Origin of the sequence: Bradyrhizobium sp. C-145 (assembly GCF_023375135.1) — a bacterium.
GTDB lineage: Bacteria > Pseudomonadota > Alphaproteobacteria > Rhizobiales > Xanthobacteraceae > Bradyrhizobium > Bradyrhizobium zhanjiangense.
Window position 1 is genome coordinate 4,441,305 of the sequence record NZ_CP088150.1, and the last position, 25,085, is coordinate 4,466,389.

Consider the following 25,085-nt stretch of genomic DNA (forward strand, 5'->3'; position numbering starts at 1 on the left):
AGACCTCCCGATTTTCTCGTTGTTCGCTGACGCCTTAGCACACCGAGCTGCATCGCTGCATCCGCAGATTTGACCGTTGCAAACGGCAGCGATGTCGCTGATACCGGCTTTCCCCTCACGTACGATTTCCCGCACTCACACCTATGACCGCGACACCGTCCAAATCGATGGCTGCACTTTGGATGGCCGGCTGGCTAGCGCTGATGCTGGTCATGGCGGTTGCCGGCCGCGAGACCACGAGCGAGCTAAACGTCTTCCAAATCATGGAAGTGCGATCTGTGATCGGGTTGTTTCTGCTTCTGCCGATCATCTACCGCGCCGGCGGCTTCAAGGCCGTCGCGACCAAACGCCTGCCGCAGCACCTCGCGCGCAACGGAGTCCACTATTTCGCGCAGCTCGGCTGGTTCTACGCGCTGGCGCTGATCGGTATCGGCCAGGTCGTCGCAATCGAATTCACCATGCCGATCTGGACGGCACTGCTGGCCGCAACTTTCCTGTCCGAGCGCATGACCGTCTGGAAGATCGCCGCCGTCGTACTCGGCATCGTCGGCGTCGTCATGATCGTGCGGCCCGCCACCGGCGAGATCAATCCGGGCCAGCTGATCGCGCTTGGGGCCGCGATTGGCTTCAGCATCTCCATGATATTGGCGAAGTCGCTGACCCGGACCGAAAGCGCATTGTCGATCCTGTTCTGGATGATCGTCGTACAGATGGTCGTCGGCCTGCTACCTACGCTCTACGTCTGGACTTGGCCGTCGGCCTCCATGTGGGGTTGGCTCTTCGTCATCGGGGTCTGCGGCACATTTTCGCACTACTGCCTCGCCAGCGCGCTCCGGTACGCGGATGCGACCATCGTGGTGCCGATGGACTTCCTGCGGGTTCCGCTCACGGCAACCGTCGGCTGGCTGTTGTATTCGGAGCGTCTCGACACCTTGACCGTACTGGGCGCGGCGCTGATCCTGTGCGGTAATCTCCTCAATTTAAGGCCGCCATCACTGGTTCCAGCCCGCGCGCGGTGAACCTCGCGCCGCCTCGCGCGACAAAACGAAGTGGCCGTGTGATTTGGATCACGTTGGAGAAGGATTCCATCGTGCACATTCGGCCACACAGCAGCGGGTTGAACGCAGCGGACCGCCGTTTTGGTGGCGCGAAGTCGGGCACTTCGTGTAGGTTCGTTGCTAATTTGTTGCTGCCTGCAATTCGATTCTGGGGGATTTCAGAATGCGCTATCTCACCCTCCTCGCTTCGCTGATGTGCATGGCACTGTCGATCAGTGCTGCGAAGGCTGACCGCCGCGTCGCCTTCGTCGTCGGCAACGGCTCCTACAAGAACGTCGCGCAATTGCCGAACCCGCCGATCGACGCCAAGGCGATGGCGGCGACGCTGCGCAATGTCGGCTTCGAGGTGATCGAAGGGTCCAATCTCAGCCGCGACCAGATGACGGAGAAGCTGCTCGATTTCGGCCGCAAGGCGCAGGGCTCCGACATCGCGCTGTTCTATTATGCCGGCCACGGCATTGCCGTCAGCGGGACCAACTATCTCCTGCCTGTCGACGCCGACATCAAGTCGGAGATGGACGTCAAGCTGGGGGCCGCCATCAACATCGACCTGACGCTCGAGCAGACCATGGGCGACGCCAAGGTCAAGCTCGTCTTCCTCGATGCCTGCCGCGACAATCCGTTCGCCGCCAAGATCAAGTCGAACTCGGCGACCCGCAGCGTCAACGTCCAAAGCGGTCTCGCCGAGATGAAGTCCGGCGAAGGCACGCTGATCGCGTTCGCCACCGGCCCTGGCCAGACCGCGCTCGACGGTCAGGAGGGCAACAACAGCCCGTTCACCCGTGCGCTGATCGACAACATCACCAAGCCCGGCGTCGAGATTCAGCAGGCGATGACGTCGGTGCGCGCCCAGGTCAATGAAGAGACCCGCAAGGGCCAACTGCCGTGGGGTCACACCAACCTGACCGGCTCGGTCTACCTCAACCAGGCCCCGGCAACGCAAGTTGCCATCGCGGCGCCGACCGCGGCCGGCACCGTGCCGGCGGCAACCGGCGGCGGTTCGGACGGTGTCGAGCTCGAATATTGGCGCTCGGTGAAGGAGTCCAACAAGCCGGAAGAGCTTAACGCCTATCTCGCCGCCTATCCGAACGGTCAGTTCAAGGCGCTGGCGCTGGCACGCCTTGCCGCGATCAAGAGCGGCCCCTCGACCGCGACCCGTACGCTCAACGCTGGTATCGATCCCGCGACCTTTACCGACGAGGCCACTCAGCTCACCGAAGACCAGATCGGCCTCGACAAGAACCAGCGCCGCGACGTGCAGCGTCGCCTCACCGGCCTCGGCTTCGACACCAAGCAGACCGGCGTGTTCAGCGACGAGACCCGCTCCGTGCTCAAGCGCTGGCAAGCAGCGCGCGGCTATCCTTCGTCCGGCTACCTTAATAAGCACCAGCACAAGGCCCTGCTCTCGGAGATCGTGGCCGCACCGCCGACCGCCAGCGATAACGGCCAGAAAGCGGCTCGGCGCGCCAGCGCCCCGCCACCCAGCAGCGCGCCAGCACCGGCTCCCCAGCGTAGCAACCCCGGCGATGCTGCCGGCGCGGCCTTCGTGGGTGGCGTCGTCGGCGGTATGATGGGCGGCATGTTCCGCCGCTGAGGCAGGACCGCAGTTTCAAAACAAAAGCCCGGCTCGCGCCGGGCTTTTTCTTTGGCACGACGGTGTCGCAGCATGCTCCGTCATTGCGAGGAGCCCTTGCGACGAAGCAATCCAGGCTGTCACCGTGGAAAGATTCTGGATCGCGTCGCGGAGCCTGTCATCGGGCCGCGCTTCGCGCGGACCCGTTGGCTCGCAATGACGACGTTGGCTACGACTTCCCCGCAGCCTTCCGCAGCGCTTCGTTGATGCGGTCCTGCCAACCCGGCCCGCCCTCCTGGAAGAATTCCAGCACGTCCTGGTCGATACGCAGCGTGACCTGCTCCTTGATGCCGGGAATGGCGGTTTGCTTGGGCGGCGCCACGGCGACCTTGGCCGTCACCTTCTTGAATGCCGCCTCGGCTTCCGTTCTGGCATCGCCCAGCGTACGCGGCCGCCTCGGTTGATCCGCCATGTCCTAGATTCCCTCAAATAGAGCCGTGGAAAGATACCGCTCGGAGAAGGACGGCACCACCGCCAGGATGGTTTTTCCCGCAGCTTCGGGGCGCTTGCCGATCTGAAGCGCGGCCGCGATCGCGGCGCCCGAAGAGATGCCGCCCGGAATGCCCTCATGCCGCGCCAGCGCGCGCGAGGCCTCGATTGCCGTCGTCGAATTGATCTTCACGATCTCGTCGATCACGGAGCGATCGAGGATGTCGGGAACGAAGCCGGCGCCGATGCCCTGGATCTTGTGCGGGGTGTGCTGGCCGCCCGAGAGCACCGGGCTCTCCTCCGGCTCGACCGCCACCACCCGCAAGGAAGGTTTGCGCGGCTTCAGCACCTGGCCGACACCTGTGATGGTGCCTCCGGTGCCGACACCGGCGACGAAGACATCGATGTTGCCGGCCGTGTCATTCCAGATCTCTTCCGCCGTGGTGCGGCGGTGCACCTCGGGGTTGGCGAGATTCTTGAACTGCTGCGGCATCACCGAGTTCGGCGTCGTCTTCAACAGTTCTTCCGCGGCGGCAATGGCGCCGTTCATGCCTTGGGCTGCCGGCGTCAGCACCAGTTCCGCACCGAGAAAGGCCAACATCTTGCGCCGCTCGATCGACATCGACTCCGGCATCACCAGTTTGAGCCGGTAGCCGCGCGAGGCCGCGACGAAGGCAAGCGCGATTCCGGTATTGCCGGAGGTCGGCTCGATCAGCACGGTGTCGGGTTTGATGATGCCCGCCTTCTCCATGGCGATGATCATGGCCGCACCGATGCGGTCTTTCACGCTCGCGGCCGGATTGAAATATTCAAGTTTTGCCAAAATGGTCGCGTTCACGCCGTGCATGCCGGGCAGTCGTTGCAACCGCACGATCGGCGTGTCGCCAAAAGCCTCGACGATCGAGTCATAGATCCGGCCGCGGCCGGGTTGGTGCGCTGCACCCGTCTTGGACGACGCGTCCATGATGAACTCCCTGTGGCAACAATCTGCGCTTTCACAGTCTCGCGCAGTTACGGACAGCTTGCAGCGACACGCAAGCGACAATGCGGCACATGTTAAATACGCTGCATCGCAAAATCGCATGAGCTGCAAATATCAGAAAACCAACGCATTTGTGTTGCGACCTCGTCAACTGATTCTCCTTATGTTAGACTTAGGTCTCAAAGCAGGGAGGTCACCACGATGTCAGCAGTTGCTGAAGTGTTGTCGACCGTCGCGCTGAACCGCTATCCGCGTTGCAGCGAGTTGCCTACCTGTCCGGTCTGCGCCGACTCCATGGTCGCCGCCGAAGCATCTGCCTACATCTCCGACCACGTGATCAGCTATCTCTGGACCTGTGACAATTGCGGCTATGGCTTCGTGACCAAGCATGCCGTCAAGCAGCGCTTCGTCTGCAATTAATATCTAGCGCGGGGCTATGTCGCCCCTCGTCCAGTCCTCGCGCGTACGCTGATAGAACTCCTCGAACCTTCCCTGTGCGACCGCGTCCCTGATGCCCTGCATCAGGGATTGGTAATAGGCGACATTGATCTCGGACAGCAGCATCGCCCCCAGCGTCTCGCCCGCCTTGACGAGATGATGCAGATAGGCGCGCGCGCAGCTCCGCGTCGACGGCCATGAGCTCTCTTCATCGAGCGGACGCGGATCGTCGGCGTGGCGCGCGTTGCGCAAATTGACCTGGCCGAAGCGCGTGAAGGCGACGCCGTGACGGCCATTGCGGGTTGGCATCACGCAATCGAACATGTCGACGCCGCGCTTGACTGCCTCGAGGATGTCGTCGGGCGTGCCGACGCCCATGAGGTAACGCGGCCGCTCTCTCGGCAGCAATGGTGCGGTCTCGTCAATCATCGCCAGCATCACCGCCTGCGGCTCGCCGACGGCAAGGCCGCCGATCGCATAGCCGTGGAAGCCGATCTCGACCAGCCCTTGCGCGCTGGCATGGCGAAGCTGCGGTACGTCGCCACCCTGCACGATGCCGAACAGCATGTAACCGGCGGGCGCGCTCGCGAAGGCCCGCTTGCTGCGCTCGGCCCAACGCAGCGACAGGTGCATCGCCCGCTCGATGTCGTCACGCTCAGCCGGTAGCCGCACGCATTCGTCCATCTGCATGGCGATATCGGAGCCGAGGAAGCGCTGCACCTCGATCGAGCGCTCCGGCGACAGCTCGACCTTGGCGCCGTCGATATGCGAGCGGAAGGTGACGGCGTGCTCGCTGACCTTGCGCAGATCCGCCAGCGACATCACCTGGAAGCCGCCGGAATCCGTCAGCATCGGCCCGTTCCAACCGGTGAATGTCTGCAAGCCACCAAGCGCCGCAATCCGCTCGGCCCCGGGGCGCAGCATCAGATGGTAGGTGTTGCCGAGCACGATATCGGCGCCGGCGTCGCGCACCTCGCGCCAGTGCATGCCCTTCATGGCGCCCGCGGTGCCGACCGGCATGAACGCCGGCGTCCTGACCACGCCATGCGGCGTGGTCAGGCGCCCGGTGCGCGCGGCGCCATCGGTGGCGAGCAATTCAAAGTGATTTGGAAGATCATTGTCGGGATTCATGGCGGTGCTTATTGCGTGTCGGAGAAGGCCGATCAACCCGCGCGAACCACGCCAAGGCTGGCTTGTGCCTCAGACTGGGACACAATTGGAGCGGATATTGGTGCCCTTGCTCTTGTTAAACAAAACGATACCGTGTAGTTTTATCTTGGGGGCTGGACGAGATTGCCGCGGCGAATTTGCCGGCGGCGGTATAAGCGTGATCGCCAGCCACCGACGATGCCCCTCCCTTCAAGTTCGACCGATATTCCCGGCCTCTCGCAGGGCTGGATAAGGCGGATAGGCGCCCGCCTGGCCGGAGTCCTGGTCCTGACGTGCAGCCTGGCGCTCGGTGCCTGCACGTCCCTGCCCCGCACGCCCTATACGGCCGCTGAAGCCAGCACATCGCGTGTGCTCGATATCGACGGCCTCCGGCGCTACGCCAACGAGCCCGTCACGAAATTCAGCTTCGAGAAGGACACCGCGACCAAAACCTATCTGGCGCTATCCGGCGGCGGTGCCGACGGCGCCTATGGCGTCGGCGTGCTGAACGGCTGGACCGCAGCCAGAACCCGTCCCACCTTCTCGGTCGTCTCGGGTGTCAGCACAGGCGGCCTGATCGCGCCGTTTGCGTTCCTCGGCTCGCAATATGACGACACGCTGAGGGAGGTCTACACCAGCGGCATCGCGGAGAGTCTGCTGAACGATCCCAGCATCATGCGGGTGCTGTTCGGATCCGGCCTGTTCGGCAACACGCGGCTGCGCGAGCTCGTCGCCCGCTATGTCGGGCCCGAGATCATGGCGCAAGTCGCGCGCGAAAATGCCAAGGGCCGGAAGCTATTGGTGGTGACGACCGATCTCGACACCCAGCGGACCGCGATCTGGGACATGGGCAAGATCGCCGCGGTCGGAACGCCCGAGGCGCTAAAACTGTTTCGCGACGTGATGGCGGCTTCCGCCAGCATTCCCCTGGTGTTTCCGCCGATCATGATCGACGCCGAAGGCCAGGGCCGCAGGTTTCAGGAGATGCATGTCGATGGCGGCGTGACGGCGCCGGTGCTGACGCTGCCGGAAGCCCTGATCTTCCAGGGCAGCCGCCTGCCGGGCAACGCGAGGATGGACATCTACATCCTCGTCAACAAGAAGATCGAACGCAATTTCGAGCTGGTCTCCAACAGTACCATCGACGTCGCCTCGCGCAGCCTGTCGTCGATCACCCAGTCGCAGACGCGCTCGATCATCTTCTCGACCTATGATTTCGCCAAGCGCAACCGCCTGGGCTTCCATCTCTCCTACATCGCGCGCGACTATCCGGCGGCGCCCTCGGAAGGGTTCGATACTGCCTATATGCGGGCGCTGTATCAGTACGGATATGACAAGGCGGCGTCCGGCCAGGCCTGGACATCGACGCTTCCGTGATTCCTCGTGACGGAACGAGGCCATACGGAAACCGTTGACGATACGGCCAATTCGGCCAGATTCGCGATGACGCCCCCGCTCCCGCGCGATATAGAGCGAATGACTGATATCACGACCGCGCAGGAATCATTGGGCATGGGATTGACTGCGACCAAGACAAGAACCGCCTCGCCACGGCGCGAGGTGCCGAAATCGCGCGGCGGCCGGCCGACGAAAACCGCCGCGATCGAGCGCGACCAGCGGCTGATCGAGGTCGCTACCCGCCTGTTCCTGGATCGCGGCTTCGATGCAACCTCGCTCGACGCCGTCGCGGAAGCGGCCCGGGTGAGCAAGCCCACCGTTTATTCCCGCTATGGCGACAAGCGCGGCTTGTTTGCGGCCGTGCTGAGGCGCGAGATCGCGCGCTGGCTCGCGCCGCTGTCGGCGGCCGCGGAGACGCAGCTCTCCAGCCCCGCGAACATCTCGGTGGAGCAGCGTCTGGTCGAGATCGGACGCGAGATGCTCACATTCACCTGCGGTCCCGACGCCGTCGCCTTCAGCCGCATGATGACGTCACAGGCCATCAACTTCCCCGACGTCGCCAAGCTCGGCAAGGAGGAGGGCTGGCTCAAGGCCGTCGCCACCACGGCGCGCTTCTTCGACCACCTGGTGGCACAAGGCGCACTCGATGTCGAAGACACCACCATTGCAGCCGAGGTGTTTCTCGACGTCGTCGTCGGTCACACCCACCGCATGGCGACGTTCGGAACGGCGCTGGAGATGAAGGCCGCGGAAAAGCGGATGCGGGCGGCGATCAAGCTGTTCCTGGCCGGCGCTCTGGGACCTGCCGACCGCATCCAGAGCGCCGCAAAGAGCACGCAGCGGCGCCCGTCCCGCTGACAATTCCGTGAGCGCGCGATCTATCCCCCGGGGAAACACGGCCTCGCCATTGACCAAAATAAAACGATACGGTATGGTTTAGTTACAAGGTGAGGCGGACCGCTTTTTTCACCAGCCCCAAAGAGGTCCGTCCCGCTTCGATCGTCGTGCCGGGTACAGCCCGGTGCGGCGTTCCGCGGCCGACCGATGCCCAAGGTCGGCCGCGAATTCTTTACGATCATCCGGCACACTCGCTGGCCGAGGGTTTCGAGCATGACGACAGCCAAACGATGGACCTCGCAACTGCTTGCGATCGCCTTGCCCGCGCTGCTCCTCGCCGCACCGGCACAGGCGATTGTGACCGCAGGCACGCCGACCGCGCTTCACAGCGACACAGATAGTGATGCCGAAGCGGACCGCCAGGCGGTCAGCCGCGAGATCGAGCGCTTCCGCAGCTCGTCGATCTCGATCAGCCAGGCCATGGCAATCGCGGAAGGCCGGCACGCCGGCGCCACGACGGCGGATGTGAGTTTTGACGGAGCCTCCGGTGTGCCGGTCTACCGCGTGAAGACCCTGCACAATGACCGGATCTGGCGCCACACCATCAATGCTTCGACCGGCGAGCTCGTCGGCGGCGAAGCCGCCCTCCCCCTCGCCGAGCTCGACCTTGAGGACCGCAGCAACCTCGCAGCGCTCGGTGCGATCAGGCACCGCCTCGCGGATGCCGTGCGCGTCGCCGAACGCGCGGCCTCGGGCAAGGCGATCAGCGGCGGGCTGGTGCGCGAACGCGGCCGGCTCAATTTCGCGATTGTCGTGATCAGTGGCGACGACCTCAAGGAAGTCATCCTGGAGCCGCCGGGCGCACGGGCCAAATAGCGACGGGCCCCGGCATCGACCGGAGGCGAAAAGCCATTGACGGCTGCAAGACTCTCCCGCATAAGTCGCCGCCATGTTCACGACCACCAAACGCACGACCAAAACCACCACGGCCTCAGGGGCCCGGGGAGGCGTGCGCGCGTAGGTCGTCGACTTAAACGCATCAGCTCTACCGAAGCCCCGCCCTCGATGGTCCGGGGCTTTTTTGTTGTCTAAATTCTCAATGCAAATGGAGGACAAAGTGAGTAACGATCCCGTCGTCGCGATTGTCGGCGTCACCGGTGCGGTGGGCGCCGAATTCATCGCCACCATGGACAAGCGCGGCTTTCGCGTCGGTAAGCTCAAGGCGCTGGCCAGCGCCCGCTCGGCCGGCAAGACGGTGTCGTTCCGCGGGCAACAGGTCGTCATCGAGGAATTGACCGAGCGTTCCTTCGAGGGCGTCGACATCGCCCTGTTCTCCGCCGGCGGCAGCATCTCCAAGAAGTTCGCACCGATCGCGGTCAAGGCCGGCGCGGTCGTGGTCGACAACTCTTCCGCCTTCCGCATGGACCCGAACGTGCCGCTGGTGATCCCCGAGATCAACGCGAACCGCATCCGCGATCACAAGGGCATCATCGCCAACCCGAACTGCGCCGCGATCACCGCGCTGGTGCCGCTGTGGCCGATCCACCAGAAGAACCGCATCAAGCGCGTCATCATCGCGACCTACCAGGCGGCCAGCGGCGCCGGGGCTGCGGCGATGGAGGAGCTGGTCGAATCCACCCGCGCCAATCTCAATGGGCAGGTCTATACGCCCAAGGTGATGCCGCACCCCTACGCCTTCAACCTCTTCAACCACAACACGGCGGTCGACCCTGACACCGGCTACAACGACGAAGAGACCAAGGTCATCAAGGAGACCCGCAAGATTTTCGAGGACGAAACCATTGCAGTCGGCGTCACCTGCGTGCGCGTGCCGGTGCTGCGCGCTCATTGCGAGGCCATCACCTTCGAATGCGAGAAGCCGATCACCGAGGACCAAGTCCGCGCCATCATGGCGCAGGCGCCCGGCGTCAAGGTCGTCGACGACCGCGCCAAGAACTACTTCCCGATGCCGATCGATGCTTCGGGCCAGGACGACGTCTTGGTCGGCCGCATCCGCAAGGATCTCAGCGACGCCAGCGGCCATTCGATCTCGATGTTCGTTGCGGCTGATCAGCTCCTGAAGGGCGCGGCACTCAACGCGGTGCAGATCGCCGAGCTCTTGCCGCAGCGGGTGATGGCGTAACCGGTATCGTAGGGTGGGCAAAGGCGCGCAAGCGCCGTGCCCACCACTTCCCTCGCGCAATCAGGAAAGATGGTGGGCACGCTTCGCTTTGCCCACCCTACCGCTACGGCTCTGCCCGAAACAACAAGCATGCATCCCCGTACGAATAAAACCGGTAGCCAGTCGCGATGGCGTGCGCATACGCTCGCTTCATCGTCTCCAGGCCCGAGAACGCCGACACCAGCATAAACAGCGTCGACCGCGGCAAATGGAAATTGGTCAGCAGGATATCGACCGCGCGGAAGCGATAGCCGGGGGTGATGAAGATCGCCGTGTCCGCCGCAAACGGCTGGATGCTGCCGTCCTCCGCGGCGGCGCTTTCCAGCAGCCGCAGTGACGTGGTGCCGACGGCGATGATGCGGCCGCCATTCTTGCGCGCGGTGTTGAGCCGCTCTGCCGTCTCGGCCGAGATCGTGCCCCACTCGGGGTGCATCTTGTGGCCTTCGGTATCGTCCACCTTGACCGGCAGGAAGGTCCCTGCCCCGACATGCAGCGTGAGCCGGTTGATGCCGACGCCGTGGTCGCGCAGCGCCTGCTCCAGCGCCGGGGTGAAATGCAGCCCAGCCGTCGGCGCGGCGACGGCGCCTTCGTTCGCCGCGAACATAGTCTGGTAGTCGGTGAGATCCTGGTCGTCAGGCGTGCGCTTGGAGGCGATATAGGGCGGCAGCGGCGGGCTGCCGAGATCGGCGATGGCCTGGTCGAGCGCGGGCCCGTGGAACGAGAACGATAGCGTCACCTCGCCTTCACTGCCCTTGGCTTCGACCTCGGCGTCGAGATGGCCGAGCAGGCAGACCTTGCCTTCATTGCCGAAGCGGATGCGGTCGCCGGCTGTGAGCTTCTTCGCCGGCTTCACCAGCGCCTGCCAGCGCGAGCCGTCGAGGCGCTTGATCAGTGTCGCCTCGATCCTCGGCTCGGTCTCACGCCCGATGCGACGGCCCCTCAGCTGCGCCGCGATCACCTTGGTGTCGTTGACGACGAGCTGGTCGCCTGGCTTCAGCCATTGCGGCAGGTCGGAAATGGTCTGATCGCGCAACGCGCCATTCTCGACGACCAGCATCTTCGCGGAGTCGCGCGGGCTCGCCGGGCGCAACGCGATGCGCTCGGGCGGCAGGTCGAAATCGAAGAGGTCGGTGCGCATGTCTCAGAACTTGTCATCGCCCGCGCAGGCGGGCGATCCAGTACCCCCGATCGTAGCCGTAATCGCCGCTGGTGATTACTGGATGCCCCGCCTGCGCGGGGCATGACACCGACAAATCCGCTTACTCCTTATCCGCCGCCATCCGCGCCTTGACGATCTTGTCGGGGTTCTGCACGGGCTCGCCGCGCTTGATCTTGTCGACGTTCTCCATGCCCTCGGTGACCTTGCCCCACACCGTGTACTGGTTGTCGAGGAAGCGGGCGTCGTCGAAGCAGATGAAGAACTGGCTGTCGCCGGAGTCGGGGTTGGCGGCGCGCGCCATCGAGGCGGTGCCGCGCACATGCGGCTCCTTGTTGAACTCGGCCTTCAACTTCTTGCCGGAGCCGCCGGTGCCGGTGCCCTGCGGGCAGCCGGTCTGCGCCATGAAGCCGTCGATCACGCGATGGAACACGATGCCGTCGTAAAAGCCCTCGCGGACCAGCTCCTTGATGCGCGCGACATGACCGGGCGCGAGATCAGGCCGCATCTCGATGGTGACGGGGCCCTGCGTGGTCTCGAGGATCAGGGTGTTTTCGGTGACGCTCATACTCGTCTCTCTTGCGTTGGGGGTGAAGTCTTCCGGGTGCGGAACTGGATCGCGAATGGACGCCCCGCGGCGGCGCCAGCCATTGCATCGGTAAATGGCACCGGCGTGCAGCGTTGCAACGTTTCCATCACCGCGATCCGGTATTGCAGCCGGTCATTGTCGGAGGCCTCCGCGGATTCGTAGGTAATCCGCGGATGGCCCAGAATGTTTCCGGCCCGGTTAAAGCTCACGACGACGGTAATGTCGAGTGGGCGCGCCTTGGCCGGCGGCGGCGGCTTCCAGCAGGTGCGCAGATGCCGGAAAATGTCCTGGATGGTGTTGACCTGCGCGTTTTCGGCGGCCGCACTGGGGATGACGAGCAGCAGCATCGCGGCAACCAGCACAAGCTTGCCACCGCGGCGCGCCATCGTCCTCTCCTACTTGATGTCGGATGCGACTTGCACCTTCACCATCTTGTCGGGATCGGTGACGGTGCCGCCGGCCGAGCCGGGCGGTGCCTTCTTCAGCTTGTCGACGACGTCCATGCCCTGCACGACCTCGCCAATCACCGTGTACTGGTTATCGAGGCTGCCGCCGTCGGCGAACATGATGAAGAACTGCGAGTTGGCGCTGTCGACGCTGTCACCGCGCCGCGCCATCCCGACGATGCCGCGTGCAAAATGCACCTTGGAGAATTCCTGCTTCAGGTTCGGATATTTCGAGCCGCCGGTGCCGTTGCCGTTCTGGCCGTCGCCGGTCTGCGCCATGAAGCCGTCCATCACGCGGTGAAACGGCACGTTGTTGTAGAAGCCCTCACGTGCGAGCTGCTTGATGCGCTCGGCGTGCTGGGGCGCGATGTCGGTCCTGAGCTTGATGACGATGCGGCCCTTGGTGCTGTCGATGACGATGGCGTTGGCCTTGTCGAGGTTCGCCGGCAATTGCTGCGCCACCGCCGGCACCGCGAACACAAGCGCGGCAAGAACTGCGAGAATTCGGATCATGACAACTCCGGTCAGATGAGGGAGGAAGCGCGCGGTTATCAGGCGAATTTTGCCTTGAGCTGTGCCGCAACCAGCGGCGGGACGAAGGCCGAGACGTCTCCGCCCATGCCGGCGATCTGGCGCACCAAAGTGGCGGTGATCGGGCGAACCATGGGAGAGGCCGGCAGGAAGACCGTATGCACCTCCGGCGCCATGGCCTCGTTCATGCCGGCAAGCTGCATCTCGTAATCGAGGTCGCTGCCGTCGCGCAGGCCCCGGATCATGATGGTCGCGCCGTGCTTGCGCGCCGAGGTGACCGACAGATCGTCAAAGGTCACCGCTTCGAACACGCAACCGGCCTGGGCCGCCACCGGCCCGCAGACGTCGTGCAGCATCTTCAGCCGCTCCTCGGTCGAGAACAGCGGCTTCTTGCCGGGGTGGACCCCGATCGCGACAACCAGCCTGTCGCACAGCGAAACGCTGTGCCGGACCACGTCCAGATGGCCGTTGGTGATGGGGTCGAAGGAACCGGGATAGAAGGCGATGCGCGGCATGACCTCCTCCTACCGCGCCCGGCCCGGGCCGGCAAGCCGGGCGGGTTCCCTGGCGGTTTTTCCGCAAAACCATGTCGGAATCCCCCGAATTGTTTCGTCCTGGGGGCGGCCACGAAACAAACGGCGCAGCAACGAAACCATTTCCCGCTCCGGCGAAGACGTCTGGAAACTGGCCATGGTTACTTATCCAGCCAACGAATGACGGGCCGCACACAAGGCGCAGCGGCCGCATCACAGGGGACTGTCAATGATCAAGGCTCTTTCGGCGATCGCCATCTCTGCATGTGTTGCTGCCGCCCTCACCCTGCTGCCCGGCTTCGCCCCGACGGTCGAAGCCAGCGTGCCGCAGCCGCTGGCCAAGAGCGACCGGCTCGACATCCGCAGCATCGGCAAGGACTGCTCGCAGCAGGCCTGGCCGAACTTCGAAGCCTCATGCCTGCGCCGTGCCGGCACCAAGGCCGATGTCCGTGAGGCGCGCCTCGTGACCGCCGATCGGACCCCGTAGTCGGATCTGTCAGTTTCACGTCAGCTAGTCCGCTATAGACCCAACACAACCCCATGGATATTTGCGACGTCTCGTCGCAGACTGCATGACGCTCGCGCCCGTCGGAATGGCCCGCCGGGCGCGTTTCCATCGGGGTCGCCATTGTCCAGTACGCCCGCAGTCGCTTCCGGCCACCATCCCGATCCGCTGCCACTTGCCATGACCATGGGCGCCCTCGGGGTGGTCTATGGCGATATCGGCACCAGCCCCCTCTATGCCCTGAAGGAAGCCGCCAAGGCGGCTGCCCATGGCAGCACATTAAGTCACGATGCTGTCCTGGGGGTTGCCTCGCTGATCCTCTGGGCGCTGCTGCTGATCATCTCGCTGAAATACGCGCTGCTGATCCTGCGCGCGGACAACCGCGGCGAAGGCGGCATCGTCGCGCTGCTGGCGCTGCTGCATGCCCGCAACGCCCAGCCCGGCACCTGGCGGGCGCATCTGCTGGTCGTCGGCCTCGTCGGCGCCGCCCTGCTCTACGGTGACGGCGCCATCACGCCCGCGATCTCCGTGCTCAGCGCCATCGAGGGCCTCAAGGTCGACGCCCCCTCGCTTGCGCCCGCGGTCGTACCCGTGACCATCGCCATCCTGATCGGCCTGTTCATGATGCAGAAGCAGGGCACCGGCTTCATCGGCCGCATCTTCGGCCCGGTGATGCTGACCTGGTTCGTCGTGCTTGCCGCGCTTGGCATCCACGGCATCGTCAAGGCTCCGGCGGTGCTGGCGGCGCTGAGCCCGTTCTATGCCTTCGACTTCCTGATCCACCAGGATTTCCATGTCTCCTTCGGAATTCTCGGCGCGGCCTTCCTGGCGGTGACCGGGGGCGAAGCCATGTATGCCGACATGGGACATTTCGGCCGTTTCCCGATCCGGCTCGCCTGGTTCGCGGTGTGCCTGCCCGCGCTGGTGCTGAACTATTTCGGCCAGGCCGCGCTCTTGATCACCGATCCCGCCATGATCGAGAACCCGTTCTTCCAGCTCTGCCCCGACGCCCTGCACTATCCGCTCGTCGCCTTCTCGGCGGTCGCCACCGTGATCGCTTCGCAGGCGATCATCTCCGGCGTGTTCTCGTTGACCCAGCAATCGATCCAGCTCGGCTTCCTGCCGCGCATGCTGATCCGTCACACCACGAGCGCTGCGATCGGACAGATCTATGTGCCGCTGGTGAATTGGCTGCTCGCCGCCGCGACGCTGGGAGCGGTCCTGAGCTTCGGCACGTCCGACGCGCTCGCCGGCGCCTACGGCATCGCGGTGTCGCTGCTGATGGCGATCACCACGCTGCTCGCAGCTCTGGTGGCGATCCAATGGGGCTATTCGCCCTGGCTCGTGGTGGCGGTGAACGGCGCCTTCTTCGTGATCGACGTGATCTTCTTCTCGGCCAATTCGATCAAGTTGTTCGAGGGCGGCTGGTTTCCGCTGCTGCTCGCCGGCCTCGTCGCGTTCCTGATGCTGACTTGGCGCGCCGGCGTGAAGCTGGTCGAGGCGGCCCGCGCGCGGCTACGCCAGCCCGAGGAGGACCTGATCGAGACCGCCATCAACAAATGCCGCGCCAGGCTGCCCGGGACCGCCGTGTTCCTGGCCTCCGCGCAGCGCGGCGTGCCGCTGGCGTTGACCCAGTTCGTCAAGCACAACCGCGTGCTGCACGAACGCGTGCTGCTGGTCACCGTGCTGATCGAGGAGTCTCCGCACATTCCCGACGACGAACGCGCCGAGATCATCGACATCATCCCCGGCATCACCCGCGTGATCCTGCATTATGGCTTCATGCAGAACCCCACGATCTATGAGGGACTGAAGCTTACTTGCCGCCAGGGCAAGCTGCCCGGCATCGACCTCTCCGACATTACCTACTACGTCGGCCGCGAGACCATTATCCCGAGCGAGGACATTCCGGGCATGTGGGTCTGGCGCGAAGGCGTGTTCGCCTTCCTCCAGCGCAACGCAGAACGCTCCGCCGCGTTCTTCGGCGTGCCGACCAAGCAGGTCGTCGAGTTCGGCACGGAGCTCGAGATTTAGCCGACTCGCTGCGCGCATCGCGTGGCGAGAATGCGCGCAGCGATGCCCCCACCGGCACTGGCTGCGACAAGACCCGCGCTGACGAGCATGCCGGCGCGCCGGGCGCTGGAGGCGTTGGCTTCAGCAAAACAGCGTCCGCTGCCCGGCGAATTGGAACCAGGTGGATCGCCTTCGGTTGGTTCCGGCGAGATCAATCCTGGGCCGGTGCTCCCCCATGAACCCTGGCGCCAACGTCACATTCAGCAACTTGCGCGCTGTCGTCATCCTGATCGTGGTCGCCTTCCATTCGGCCCTTCCCTACCTCGCCTCTCAGCCGCCGCATCCGTTCGCCTTCGACGCGCCGCCCTATCGGTGGATCGCGTTTCCGATCATCGACCGCGAGCGCTGGTTCGGGCTGGACCTGTTCTGCGCATGGCAGGACGTCAGCTTGATGTCCCTGATGTTCCTTTTGGCGGGCCTGTTCACCCCGCACGGCCTCATCCGCAAGGGCGCTGCCGCCTATCTCGCGGAGCGGTGGTGGCGAATTGGATTGCCCTTCGTCCTGGCGGTCGCCCTTCTCAGTCCGGTGGCGTACTACGCCTCATATCTGACGACCGCGACCGACCCATCGCCTGCGGCATTTTGGCAGCACTGGCGCGCTTTGCCGATGTGGCCCGCGGGCCCGCAATGGTTCTTGTGGCAGCTTCTGTTGCTCAGCGGCCTGGCTGCTGCACTGCATGAACTGATGCCATCATGGCCGCGGGCTGCGAGCCTGATCGTCGCCCGGTGCGACGATCGTCCGCTGCTGTTCTTTGCAGGCCTCACAATTCTGTCGGCACTGGCCTATGTCCCGCTTGCGATGATCTTTACGCCCTGGGAATGGACCTTTTTCGGCCCATTGTCTTTCCAGCTAAGCCGCCCGCTGCACTATCTCCTCTATTTCTCCGCGGGATTTGCCATCGGCAGCTACGGCTGTGATCGCAGTATCTTCCGCATCGACGGCCCACTCGCGCGCCACTGGCCCACCTGGGTTGCCGCAGCATGTGCCTGCTTTGCACTGTGGGGCGGGCTGACCTCGCTGACGATGCCGGATTGGAATGCCAGCCCGCCCGCATACCGTCTCGCCGCGGCTTTCGCCTTTCCCCCTGCATGCGCAACAGGCGTGATCGCTTTCGTGGCCAGTTCGCTGGCATTGTTGCGTCGCCGCTCGGCGCTCGCCGATAGTCTTTCGACCAATGCCTACGGCATTTACCTCACGCATTACCCGTTCGTGCTGTGGCTGCAATATGCGCTGCTCGGCACGAGACTGAATGCCGTCGCCAAAGCCGCGTTCGTCCTCATCGTGGCACTGGCTCTGAGCTGGGCCGCGAGCGGATTCCTCGCCGCAGGTGTCAGACTGCTGGTGCACCGGCATTCCGGACTCCCAGGCAAGGGCGCTATCTCAGATCAACCTCGATGACGGAACGTCCATGTCACTGGTCCCGACGCTCGCGGCCCGCAATCTCTTCCACGATCGCCTGCGTTTTGCCGCGACACTCGTAGGCATCGTATTTTCGGTCGTCCTGGTGATGATCCAGATGGGCCTGTTCCTGGGCTTCGGTCGCATGGTGACAACGATGATCGACCATACGTCAGCCGATCTCTGGGTGCTGCCGAAGGGAGCGAAATGCTTTGAGGATCCTTCGCTGCTTGATGCGAAGCTGCGCGACAAGGTCGCATCCGTCGATGGCGTCGCCTCGGTGGTCCCGCTGGTCATCGGCTTCTCGGACTGGCGCCTCGAGAGCGGCGAGTTGACACCCATCTTTGTTGTCGGCGCCGATTTGCGTGATGGAAGCCTGAGACCATGGAACGTGGTCGAGGGTGACGTTCGCGCGCTGTCGCAAAATGGAGCCGTGGTCGTCGACCGCTCCTACTACGATCGCCTCGGCGTCTCAAAAATCGGATCAACGGCCGAGATCCGCGGCCGCCGCGTGAAGGTCGTGGCCTTGACCGATGGCATCCGCTCATTCACCACGACGCCCTATGTCTTCGTCGACCTGAAAAACGCTCGCACCTACACCGGAGCCTTTCCCGATCGCGCCAGCAACCTCCTGGTTCGCCTCAAGCCCGACGCCGACCGCGACACGGTTCTTAAGGCCGTTCGAGCTCAGGTTGGTGAACACGAGGTGCTTACGACGGATGAATTCCGCAGCCGTAGCCGCTCGTTCTGGCTGTTCGGGACCGGCGCCGGCGCTGCGCTGTTTGCCGGCGCATTGCTGGGAGTGATCGTCGGCACCGTCATCGTCGCGCAAACACTCTATTCGAGCACCAAGGATCACCTCAGTGAATTCGCCACCCTGCGGGCAATGGGTTCGTCGAATGGATATATCTACAGGGTCATCATCTACCAGGCGCTCCTCAACGCGATCATCGGCTTCATCATTGCGACCGCGATCGGCGCTGTCGTTGTGGAGATGACTGCCAAGAGCGCGTTGCCCATCGTCATCACGCCGTGGCTGATTGCAGCTCTGTTCGTGCTGACGGTCGTGATGTGCGTAGCGTCGGCGATCGGCGCAATCGTGCGTGTGGTGCGGATCGATCCAGCAACGGTATTCATGCGATGAACGAAATCATCATTGAGGCCACCGCGATCAAGAAAACGCTTGGGCGGGGCGCTGGCGAGGTGAAGGCGCTGCGCGGGATCGACCTCACGCTGCGACGCGGCGAGTTCACACTGCTGATGGGGCCGTCGGGCAGCGGCAAGACGACGCTGCTGCTCGTGCTCGGATGCATGCTGGCACCAAGTTCGGGCGCGCTCACCGTGTGCGGTACGCCCACGTCGGGCGTCGACAAGGAGGGACTGGCCAGAATCAGGCGCGACCATATCGGCTTTGTGTTCCAGTCCTATCATCTGTTTCCGACGCTCACCGCTGCACAGAACGTGCAACTCGCCCTCGACATCCGTCATGAACGTGGAGGCAAGGCCAGGAAACGGGCGCAGGAAGCACTGAACCTGGTTGGTCTGGAGCAGAAGGCCGATACCTTGCCGGGCGAGCTCAGCGGCGGTGAGCAGCAGAGGGTCGCGATCGCGCGAGCCTTTGTCGCCAATCCCTCGGTCATTCTCGCCGACGAGCCAACTGCCGCGCTCGACGGCAATAACGGGCGAAGCATCATGCGGATTCTCGCCGATGCAGCCCATCAGCGCGAGCGCGCCGTGCTCGTCGTGACGCATGATCCGCGGGTCATTCCCTTTGCGGATCGCATCGTCGAGATCGAGGATGGCCTGCTGGTCGACACCGGATCCGGCGAACCCGAGCGGCTGCACCTGCCAAAGGCGGCCGCATTCAGGCCGTAAGACCCAAGCGAATGAAGCAAGAGGACGCACCATGAGCTTGCGCGCGGAAATGCTGCGTCTCGGCATCCGCATGTTCCTGAAACGGCACCGTCAGCCATTCGATGTCGGGACGTGGCGGGCCAACATGCATCGCATGGAGCGATGGGTGCCTCGTCCGCCACGCAGCACAAAGACAAGCGTCGTGCAGGCCAGTCACCTCAGACTGCACCGGATCGCCACCCCGGCGTCGCACCCGGGACGCAACGTGCTATATCTTCATGGCGGCGCCTATGTCTCGGGCGCGCCGATCTACTACCGGCATTTCACCTGGCGCATTGCCAATGTGACCAAATCGACGGTCTGGGCCCTTGAATATCGTCTCGCACCTGAACATCCGTTTCCGGCCGCACTGGACGACGCCGTAGCGGGTTTTCTCTGGCTCGCCGGCGAGACAGGCGATCCAGGCGAACTCTTCGTGATGGGTGATTCAGCCGGTGGAGGATTGGCCCTGTGCCTTCTCATGAGGCTGCGTGACGAACGCAAGCCGCTTCCTGCGGCCGCCGTTGCCATGTCACCCTGGACCGATCTCGCGCTCACCGCGCCCTCGTTGATCGAGAATGCCGCATCAGATCCGATGTTGAACGTGCACGATGTTCCGGAATTCGTGCGTTGCTATCTGGCAGGCGCCGACCCGTATAACCCCCATGCCTCGCCGCTCTATGGCGATGCGTTCGGCCTTCCGCCGGTGCTGATCCATGTCGGCAGCGACGAGATCCTGCGGGATGACGCGGTCCGCATGGCCGACAAGCTGAAACAAGGTAATCCGCGGAGCCGCCTGGAGGTCTGGTCGCGCATGCCGCACGTCTTCCAGCTCTTCGTTCCGGTGCTGCCGGAAGCCCATGCGGCCATCGCTCAGATCGGAGAATTCATCTCCAACCTGCGTTGCGATACGGCTTCGTCGGCTCCCGCACCAGCCGAAGCGCGATGAGATCAGGATGAATCGTCATCGCGCTTATTGTTTGAGCATAATCTTTTCGGAAAACCGCTGCGCGCCTTTCCGGATCATGCGCTAGGCTCCACCGCCGTTGCCGTTCTCTCCATTCCCGCTCTCGGCCTCTTCCGTGATGTGCTCGACCGAGACGACGTGCTCGTCCTCAGCGGTGTCGAACACGATCACGCCCTGCGTCGAGCGGCCGGCGATGCGGATGCCTTCGACCGGGCAGCGGATCAGCTGGCCCTTGTCGGTGACCAGCATGATCTGGTCGGCATCTTCCACCGGGAATGAGGCCACGAGGTTGCCGTTGCGGTTGTTGACGCTCATGGCGACGATACCTTTGCCGCCGCGGCCCGTGGTGCGGTACTCGTAGGACGAGGTGCGCTTGCCATAGCCGTTGACCGACACGGTGAGCACGACCTGCTCCTGCGCCGACATCTCGGCGTAACGCTCCTGGGCCAGCTGGAAGCTGCCGGAGGCCTCCTCGGCCTCGCCGTCCGCGGCGGTCTCCTCAGTCGCAGCTTCGCCGGCGACCGCACGGCGCATCTTCAGGTAGGCCGAGCGCTCGTCCGAGGTGGTCTCGACATGGCGCAGGATCGCCAGCGAAATCACCTTGTCGCCCTCGCCAAGCGCGATGCCGCGCACGCCCATCGAGGTGCGCCCGGTGAACACGCGCACGTCGGTGACGGGGAAGCGAATGCACTGGCCGCCGGCAGCGGTCAGCAGCACGTCGTCGCGCTCGGTGCAGATCTGCACGTCGACGATCGCCTCGTTGTCGTCGAGCTTCATCGCGATGATGCCGGAACGGCGGACGTCGACGAAGTCGGACAGCTTGTTGCGCCGCACGTTACCGCCTGTCGTGGCGAACATCACGTCGAGGTTGCCCCAGGTCGATTCATCCTCGGGCAGCGGCATGATGGTGGTGATGCGCTCGCCCTGCTCCAGCGGCAGGATGTTGATCAGCGCCTTGCCGCGCGCGTTCGGCGCAGCCATCGGCAAGCGCCAGACCTTTTCCTTGTAGACCTGGCCGCGCGAGGAGAAGAACAGCACCGGCGTGTGCGTGGAGGCCACGAACAGGCGGCTGACGAAATCCTCGTCGCGCGTCTGCATGCCGGCGCGGCCCTTGCCGCCGCGGCGCTGCGCCCGGTAGGCCGACAGCGGCACGCGCTTGACGTAGCCGGCGTGGGAGACGGTGACGACCATATCCTCGCGCTGGATCAGGTCCTCGTCCTCGACCTCGCCTTCCTGCTCCATGATCACGGTGCGGCGCGGCGTGGCGAACTCGGCCTTCACCTCGGCGAGCTCGGTCTTGATAATCTCGAGAATGCGGGCGCGCGAGCGCAGGATATCGAGATAGTCGCCGATCTCGCCGGCGAGTTTTGACAGCTCGTCGCCGATCTCGTCGCGGCCGAGTGCAGTGAGACGTGCCAGGCGCAGTTCCAGGATGGCCTTGGCCTGATCCAGCGACAGGCGGATGGTGCCGTCCGCGTTGATGCGGTGGCGCGGATCGTCGATCAGCGTGATGATGTCCTCGACGTCGCGCGCCGGCCAGTCGCGCGTCATCAGGGTGTCGCGCGCAGCCGCCGGCGTCGGCGAAGTGCGGATCACCTTGATGATCTCGTCGATGTTGGCGACCGCGATGGCGAGGCCGACCTGCTCATGCGCGCGCTCGCGCGCCTTGCGCAGCTTGTACTTGGTCCGGCGCGTGACGACCTGCTCGCGGAAGCCGACGAAGATCGTCAGCATATCCTTCAGATTCATCGTCTGCGGACGGCCGGAATCGAGCGCGACGGCGTTGACGCCGAAGCTCGTCTGCAGCGGCGTGAACTTGTAGAGCTGATTCAGCACCACGTCGGGCACGGCATCGCGCTTGAGCTCGACGACGACGCGATAGCCCTCGCGGTCGGACTCGTCACGCAGATCGGAGATGCCCTCGATCTTCTTTTCCTTGTAGAGTTCGGCGATGCGCTCGACCATCGTCGCCTTGTTCACCTGATACGGGATCTCGGTGATGACGATCGCCTCGCGCTCCTTGCGGATCGTCTCGAACGTGACCTTGCCGCGCATCACGATGGAGCCGCGGCCGAGATGGTAGGCGCTGCGGATGCCCTGGCGGCCCAGGATGATGCCGCCGGTCGGGAAATCCGGGCCCGGGATGATGTTGTTGAGCTCGTCGATGGTCAGCGACGGATTGTCGATCAACGCGAGGCAGGCATCGATGACCTCGCCGAGATTGTGCGGCGGGATGTTGGTGGCCATGCCGACCGCGATGCCGCCGGCGCCGTTGACCAGCAGGTTCGGGAACCGCGCCGGCAGGACCACCGGTTCCTTGGTCGAGCCGTCGTAATTGTCCTGGAAGTCGACGGTTTCGTTGTCGATGTCGTCGAGCAGCTTCAGCGCGATCTTGGTCAGGCGCGACTCGGTGTAGCGCATCGCCGCCGGCGGATCGCCGTCGACCGAGCCGAAATTGCCCTGCCCGTCCACCAGCAGTTCGCGCATCGAGAAAGGCTGCGCCATGCGCACCAGCGCGTCGTAGATCGCCTGGTCGCCATGCGGATGGTATTGGCCCATGACGTCGCCGACGATACCGGCCGACTTCTTGTGCTTCTTGTCCGGCGTGTAGCCTTCCTCGTTCATCGAGAACAGGATGCGGCGATGCACCGGCTTCAGGCCGTCGCGCGCATCGGGCAGCGCGCGCGACACGATCACGCTCATGGCGTAATCGAGATAGGACTTCTTCATCTCGTCGAGGATGGAGACGGGGCGAATGTCCGAGGGTTGCGCCGGCTGGTCGCCGGGCTTGTTGTCGTCGTCAGCCAAGGGGAAATCCGGTGAGGTTTTATCTGGGAATCATATAGCGCATCGGGGGTCGGATAACCACCCTCGCGAAGGCCCTGGCAAGCGATTTTTCCGCCTATTTTTCCAACAACTTAAGCCCTTTCGAGCACTGCTTCCGAGAGGCCCGGAATCGCCCCTCCAAAATGACCTCACGCGCCTGGAAAAGCGCGCCGCGAGCGGGCCCCGTCAGACGGTTTGCCCATGTGAAGTCCGAGCTCACGTCGAACATGAAGCGGGCCCGGAAAATCCGAGCCCGCCCCGCCGATTAGTAGAAATTGCTGACACGACACACCCTGCGCGGCCCGATCAGGTAATGCGCCTTGGCCGCGCGATCCGTGTTCTCAGAACGGGATATCGTCGTCCATGTCGCTGTTGCGACCGCCGCCGGCCGCAACAGGACGGCGCGGTGCGCTGCTGACGGGACCGGAGGAGCCGAAATCGCCGCCCGGCTCATCACCGAAGCTGGCGCCTCCTCCGCCGCCACCGCGGCCGTCGAGCATCGTCAGCGTCGAGTTGAAGCCCTGGAGCACGACCTCGGTCGAATATTTCTCGACGCCGCTCTGGTCGGTCCATTTGCGGGTCTGGAGCGCGCCCTCGATGTAAACCTTGGCGCCCTTCTTCAGGTACTGCTCGGCGACCTTGCACAGCCCTTCATTGAAGATCACGACGCGATGCCACTCGGTCTTTTCCTTGCGCTCGCCGGTATTCTTGTCGCGCCAGGTATCCGAGGTGGCGATGCTCAAATTCGCGATCGGCCGCCCGTCCTGGGTGCGGCGGATCTCGGGATCCTTGCCGAGATTTCCAACCAGAATGACCTTGTTGACGCTTCCCGCCATCGCCGCTCTCCACTCCAATGCCACTGAATTTCAAAGGCGAAAGTCCGCTCCCCGCGTTCCTCCGCCGCCCTGTTGAGGCGACCTATACGCTTACGGACGCCGCTCAGCCCATCACCCCCAGGGTTATCCCCACATATAGCATCGCCATCCGCTTCGTTCCAGATTTGTTCTTTGTGGCAATCGGGCGGACATCGGGCCGAGTCCGGTCACGATTGGCGATGAAAAAGGCAGCCTCCCGATGGAACTTTTTGGGTTCCCGAGAAACGGTAAAAACTACTTAACATTCATCAAGTTGCACTTGGTTCAATCGGTTTGCGAGTGTGGCATTTCGGAGACGGACTTTGCCCACTCCCTAGGCTACGGTTGAGTCGGACTTAGTTCATATGGGCGTCGCGCCTGATCAACCGCTTCGGGGAGTTCGAGAAGCGGACGAAACTGGGGAGACTGCAATGAATAAGCTTCTGTTTGGTGCAATCGGTGCAATCGCGTTGGGCCTGTCGGCTCCTGCAAGTGCGGCAGATCTCGCTGCGCGTCCCTACACCAAAGCTCCGCCGCCGATGGTCGCCGCCATCTACGACTGGAGCGGCTTCTACATCGGTATCAACGGCGGCGGCGGCACCAGCCACAAGTGCTGGGACTTCGTGACGCCTGTGACCGGCACTCTGGTCGGCGAAGGCTGCCACAACGCGACGGGCGGCACGGTCGGTGGCCAAGTTGGCTATCGCTGGCAGTCGGCCAATTGGGTGTTCGGCGTCGAGGGCCAGGGCAACTGGGCCGACTTTTCTGGCGACAATGTCAGCGCACTGTTCGCCCTTCGCAACCGCTCGAAGATCGACTCGTTCGGTTTGATCACCGGCCAGGTCGGCTACGCCTGGAACAACGTGCTGCTCTACGTGAAGGGCGGCGGCGCCGTTGTCGGTGATCGCTATCGGACCTACGATTTGGCGACAGGCCTCGAGTTCGACCGGGCCAACGAGACCCGTTGGGGCGGCACGGTGGGCGCGGGCATCGAGTTCGGATTCGCGCCGAACTGGTCGGTCGGCTTCGAGTACGATCACATCTTCCTCGGCAACCGCACGATCAACTTCACCGGGTCCGGCAATTTTGTCACTGCCCCGCTCGGTGTCGTCACACGCTCCGAGCGCATCAGCCAGGATGTCGATATCGGCTTGATCCGCGTGAACTACCGTTGGGGCGGTCCGCTCATCGCAAAATACTGATATCT

Annotated in this window: 24 protein-coding genes; 14 read left to right on the forward strand and 10 right to left on the reverse strand. The window is 63.9% G+C overall.

All coding sequences use genetic code 11. The annotated features are described in order from the left end of the window. The first annotated feature begins 143 nt into the window (after window positions 1-143). Window positions 144-1,019: a DMT family transporter gene (locus tag LRP30_RS20695; protein ID WP_249761512.1), complete on the forward strand. Its 876-nt coding sequence runs from the start codon at window positions 144-146 to the stop codon at window positions 1,017-1,019. Between the two features lie 202 nt (window positions 1,020-1,221). Further along, window positions 1,222-2,652 (forward strand): caspase family protein, encoded by a 1,431-nt coding sequence (locus LRP30_RS20700; protein ID WP_249761513.1) that lies wholly within the window; start codon window positions 1,222-1,224, stop codon window positions 2,650-2,652. Between the two features lie 208 nt (window positions 2,653-2,860). On the opposite strand, the gene LRP30_RS20705 is transcribed toward LRP30_RS20700, so the two are convergent. Both LRP30_RS20705 and cysK read right to left on the reverse strand, forming a co-directional pair. Further along, complete coding sequence (locus LRP30_RS20705; protein WP_249761514.1) at window positions 2,861-3,103, reverse strand: BrnA antitoxin family protein; 243 nt, start codon at window positions 3,101-3,103, stop codon at window positions 2,861-2,863. Between the two features lie 3 nt (window positions 3,104-3,106). Beyond that, window positions 3,107-4,084, reverse strand: a complete 978-nt coding sequence (gene cysK / locus LRP30_RS20710; RefSeq protein ID WP_091897794.1) for a cysteine synthase A — start codon at window positions 4,082-4,084, stop codon at window positions 3,107-3,109. Window positions 4,085-4,303: 219 nt separating this feature from the next. On the opposite strand from cysK, the gene LRP30_RS20715 reads away from it, so the two are divergent. Continuing rightward, window positions 4,304-4,522 carry a hypothetical protein gene (locus LRP30_RS20715; protein WP_128933652.1) on the forward strand — a complete coding sequence of 73 codons (219 nt, stop codon included), beginning with the start codon at window positions 4,304-4,306 and terminating at the stop codon, window positions 4,520-4,522. 3 nt (window positions 4,523-4,525) lie between these two features. On the opposite strand, the gene tgt is transcribed toward LRP30_RS20715, so the two are convergent. Then, window positions 4,526-5,671, reverse strand: coding sequence for a tRNA guanosine(34) transglycosylase Tgt (tgt, locus tag LRP30_RS20720; RefSeq protein WP_128941139.1), 1,146 nt, complete (start codon window positions 5,669-5,671; stop codon window positions 4,526-4,528). Between the two features lie 216 nt (window positions 5,672-5,887). On the opposite strand from tgt, the gene LRP30_RS20725 reads away from it, so the two are divergent. The 4 genes from LRP30_RS20725 (at window position 5,888) to LRP30_RS20740 (ending at window position 10,067) form a co-directional block, all read left to right on the forward strand. Then, on the forward strand, window positions 5,888-7,066 hold the full coding sequence (locus LRP30_RS20725) for a patatin-like phospholipase family protein (protein ID WP_249761515.1): 1,179 nt from the start codon (window positions 5,888-5,890) through the stop codon (window positions 7,064-7,066). Between the two features lie 135 nt (window positions 7,067-7,201). Further along, complete coding sequence (locus tag LRP30_RS20730) at window positions 7,202-7,945, forward strand: TetR/AcrR family transcriptional regulator (protein WP_249761800.1); 744 nt, start codon at window positions 7,202-7,204, stop codon at window positions 7,943-7,945. Window positions 7,946-8,197: 252 nt separating this feature from the next. Further along, window positions 8,198-8,800, forward strand: coding sequence for a PepSY domain-containing protein (locus LRP30_RS20735; protein ID WP_249761516.1), 603 nt, complete (start codon window positions 8,198-8,200; stop codon window positions 8,798-8,800). A gap of 229 nt (window positions 8,801-9,029) precedes the next feature. Then, the gene (locus tag LRP30_RS20740) at window positions 9,030-10,067 is read left to right on the forward strand and encodes an aspartate-semialdehyde dehydrogenase (protein ID WP_128947060.1); all 1,038 of its coding nucleotides are present in this window, start codon (window positions 9,030-9,032) and stop codon (window positions 10,065-10,067) included. A 103-nt stretch (window positions 10,068-10,170) separates the two neighbouring features. Here LRP30_RS20740 and queA read toward each other — a convergent pair whose 3' ends face one another. From queA to coaD, 5 genes are all read right to left on the reverse strand, one after another. After that, window positions 10,171-11,244: a tRNA preQ1(34) S-adenosylmethionine ribosyltransferase-isomerase QueA gene (gene queA / locus LRP30_RS20745; RefSeq protein WP_249761517.1), complete on the reverse strand. Its 1,074-nt coding sequence runs from the start codon at window positions 11,242-11,244 to the stop codon at window positions 10,171-10,173. Window positions 11,245-11,365: 121 nt separating this feature from the next. Further along, window positions 11,366-11,830, reverse strand: a complete 465-nt coding sequence (locus LRP30_RS20750; protein WP_008563933.1) for a peptidylprolyl isomerase — start codon at window positions 11,828-11,830, stop codon at window positions 11,366-11,368. Continuing rightward, window positions 11,827-12,237, reverse strand: coding sequence for a hypothetical protein (locus tag LRP30_RS20755; RefSeq protein WP_249761518.1), 411 nt, complete (start codon window positions 12,235-12,237; stop codon window positions 11,827-11,829). Before LRP30_RS20755 ends, LRP30_RS20750 begins: the two co-directional genes overlap by 4 nt. 9 nt (window positions 12,238-12,246) lie before the next feature. Then, a complete protein-coding gene (locus LRP30_RS20760) occupies window positions 12,247-12,810 on the reverse strand; it encodes a peptidylprolyl isomerase (protein ID WP_249761519.1) in 564 nt (187 codons plus the stop codon). Window positions 12,811-12,848: 38 nt separating this feature from the next. Further along, a complete protein-coding gene (gene coaD / locus LRP30_RS20765) occupies window positions 12,849-13,343 on the reverse strand; it encodes a pantetheine-phosphate adenylyltransferase (RefSeq protein WP_091897761.1) in 495 nt (164 codons plus the stop codon). 247 nt (window positions 13,344-13,590) lie between these two features. On the opposite strand from coaD, the gene LRP30_RS20770 reads away from it, so the two are divergent. The 6 genes from LRP30_RS20770 to LRP30_RS20795 all read left to right on the forward strand — a co-directional run bounded on the left by LRP30_RS20770 (window position 13,591) and on the right by LRP30_RS20795 (window position 20,180). After that, entirely contained in the window at window positions 13,591-13,848 is a 258-nt protein-coding gene (locus LRP30_RS20770; protein ID WP_128933644.1) for a hypothetical protein, read from the forward strand. Between the two features lie 198 nt (window positions 13,849-14,046). After that, complete coding sequence (locus LRP30_RS20775) at window positions 14,047-15,900, forward strand: KUP/HAK/KT family potassium transporter (protein WP_249761801.1); 1,854 nt, start codon at window positions 14,047-14,049, stop codon at window positions 15,898-15,900. A 214-nt stretch (window positions 15,901-16,114) separates the two neighbouring features. Then, window positions 16,115-17,338 carry an acyltransferase family protein gene (locus LRP30_RS20780; RefSeq protein ID WP_249761520.1) on the forward strand — a complete coding sequence of 408 codons (1,224 nt, stop codon included), beginning with the start codon at window positions 16,115-16,117 and terminating at the stop codon, window positions 17,336-17,338. Window positions 17,339-17,348: 10 nt separating this feature from the next. After that, entirely contained in the window at window positions 17,349-18,482 is a 1,134-nt protein-coding gene (locus LRP30_RS20785) for an ABC transporter permease (protein ID WP_128933642.1), read from the forward strand. Then, on the forward strand, window positions 18,479-19,213 hold the full coding sequence (locus LRP30_RS20790) for an ABC transporter ATP-binding protein (RefSeq protein WP_128941131.1): 735 nt from the start codon (window positions 18,479-18,481) through the stop codon (window positions 19,211-19,213). Before LRP30_RS20785 ends, LRP30_RS20790 begins: the two co-directional genes overlap by 4 nt. A gap of 31 nt (window positions 19,214-19,244) precedes the next feature. Continuing rightward, on the forward strand, window positions 19,245-20,180 hold the full coding sequence (locus LRP30_RS20795) for an alpha/beta hydrolase (RefSeq protein WP_164939743.1): 936 nt from the start codon (window positions 19,245-19,247) through the stop codon (window positions 20,178-20,180). 81 nt (window positions 20,181-20,261) lie between these two features. Here LRP30_RS20795 and gyrA read toward each other — a convergent pair whose 3' ends face one another. Together gyrA and LRP30_RS20805 are read right to left on the reverse strand one after the other, a co-directional pair. Beyond that, the gene (gene gyrA, locus LRP30_RS20800; protein WP_249761521.1) at window positions 20,262-23,006 is read right to left on the reverse strand and encodes a DNA gyrase subunit A; all 2,745 of its coding nucleotides are present in this window, start codon (window positions 23,004-23,006) and stop codon (window positions 20,262-20,264) included. A 359-nt stretch (window positions 23,007-23,365) separates the two neighbouring features. After that, window positions 23,366-23,860: a single-stranded DNA-binding protein gene (locus LRP30_RS20805; protein WP_249761522.1), complete on the reverse strand. Its 495-nt coding sequence runs from the start codon at window positions 23,858-23,860 to the stop codon at window positions 23,366-23,368. A gap of 449 nt (window positions 23,861-24,309) precedes the next feature. Here LRP30_RS20805 and LRP30_RS20810 point away from each other — a divergent pair, with 449 nt between their 5' ends. Continuing rightward, window positions 24,310-25,080 carry an outer membrane beta-barrel protein gene (locus LRP30_RS20810; protein ID WP_128947068.1) on the forward strand — a complete coding sequence of 257 codons (771 nt, stop codon included), beginning with the start codon at window positions 24,310-24,312 and terminating at the stop codon, window positions 25,078-25,080. The last annotated feature ends 5 nt before the right edge of the window (window positions 25,081-25,085 follow it).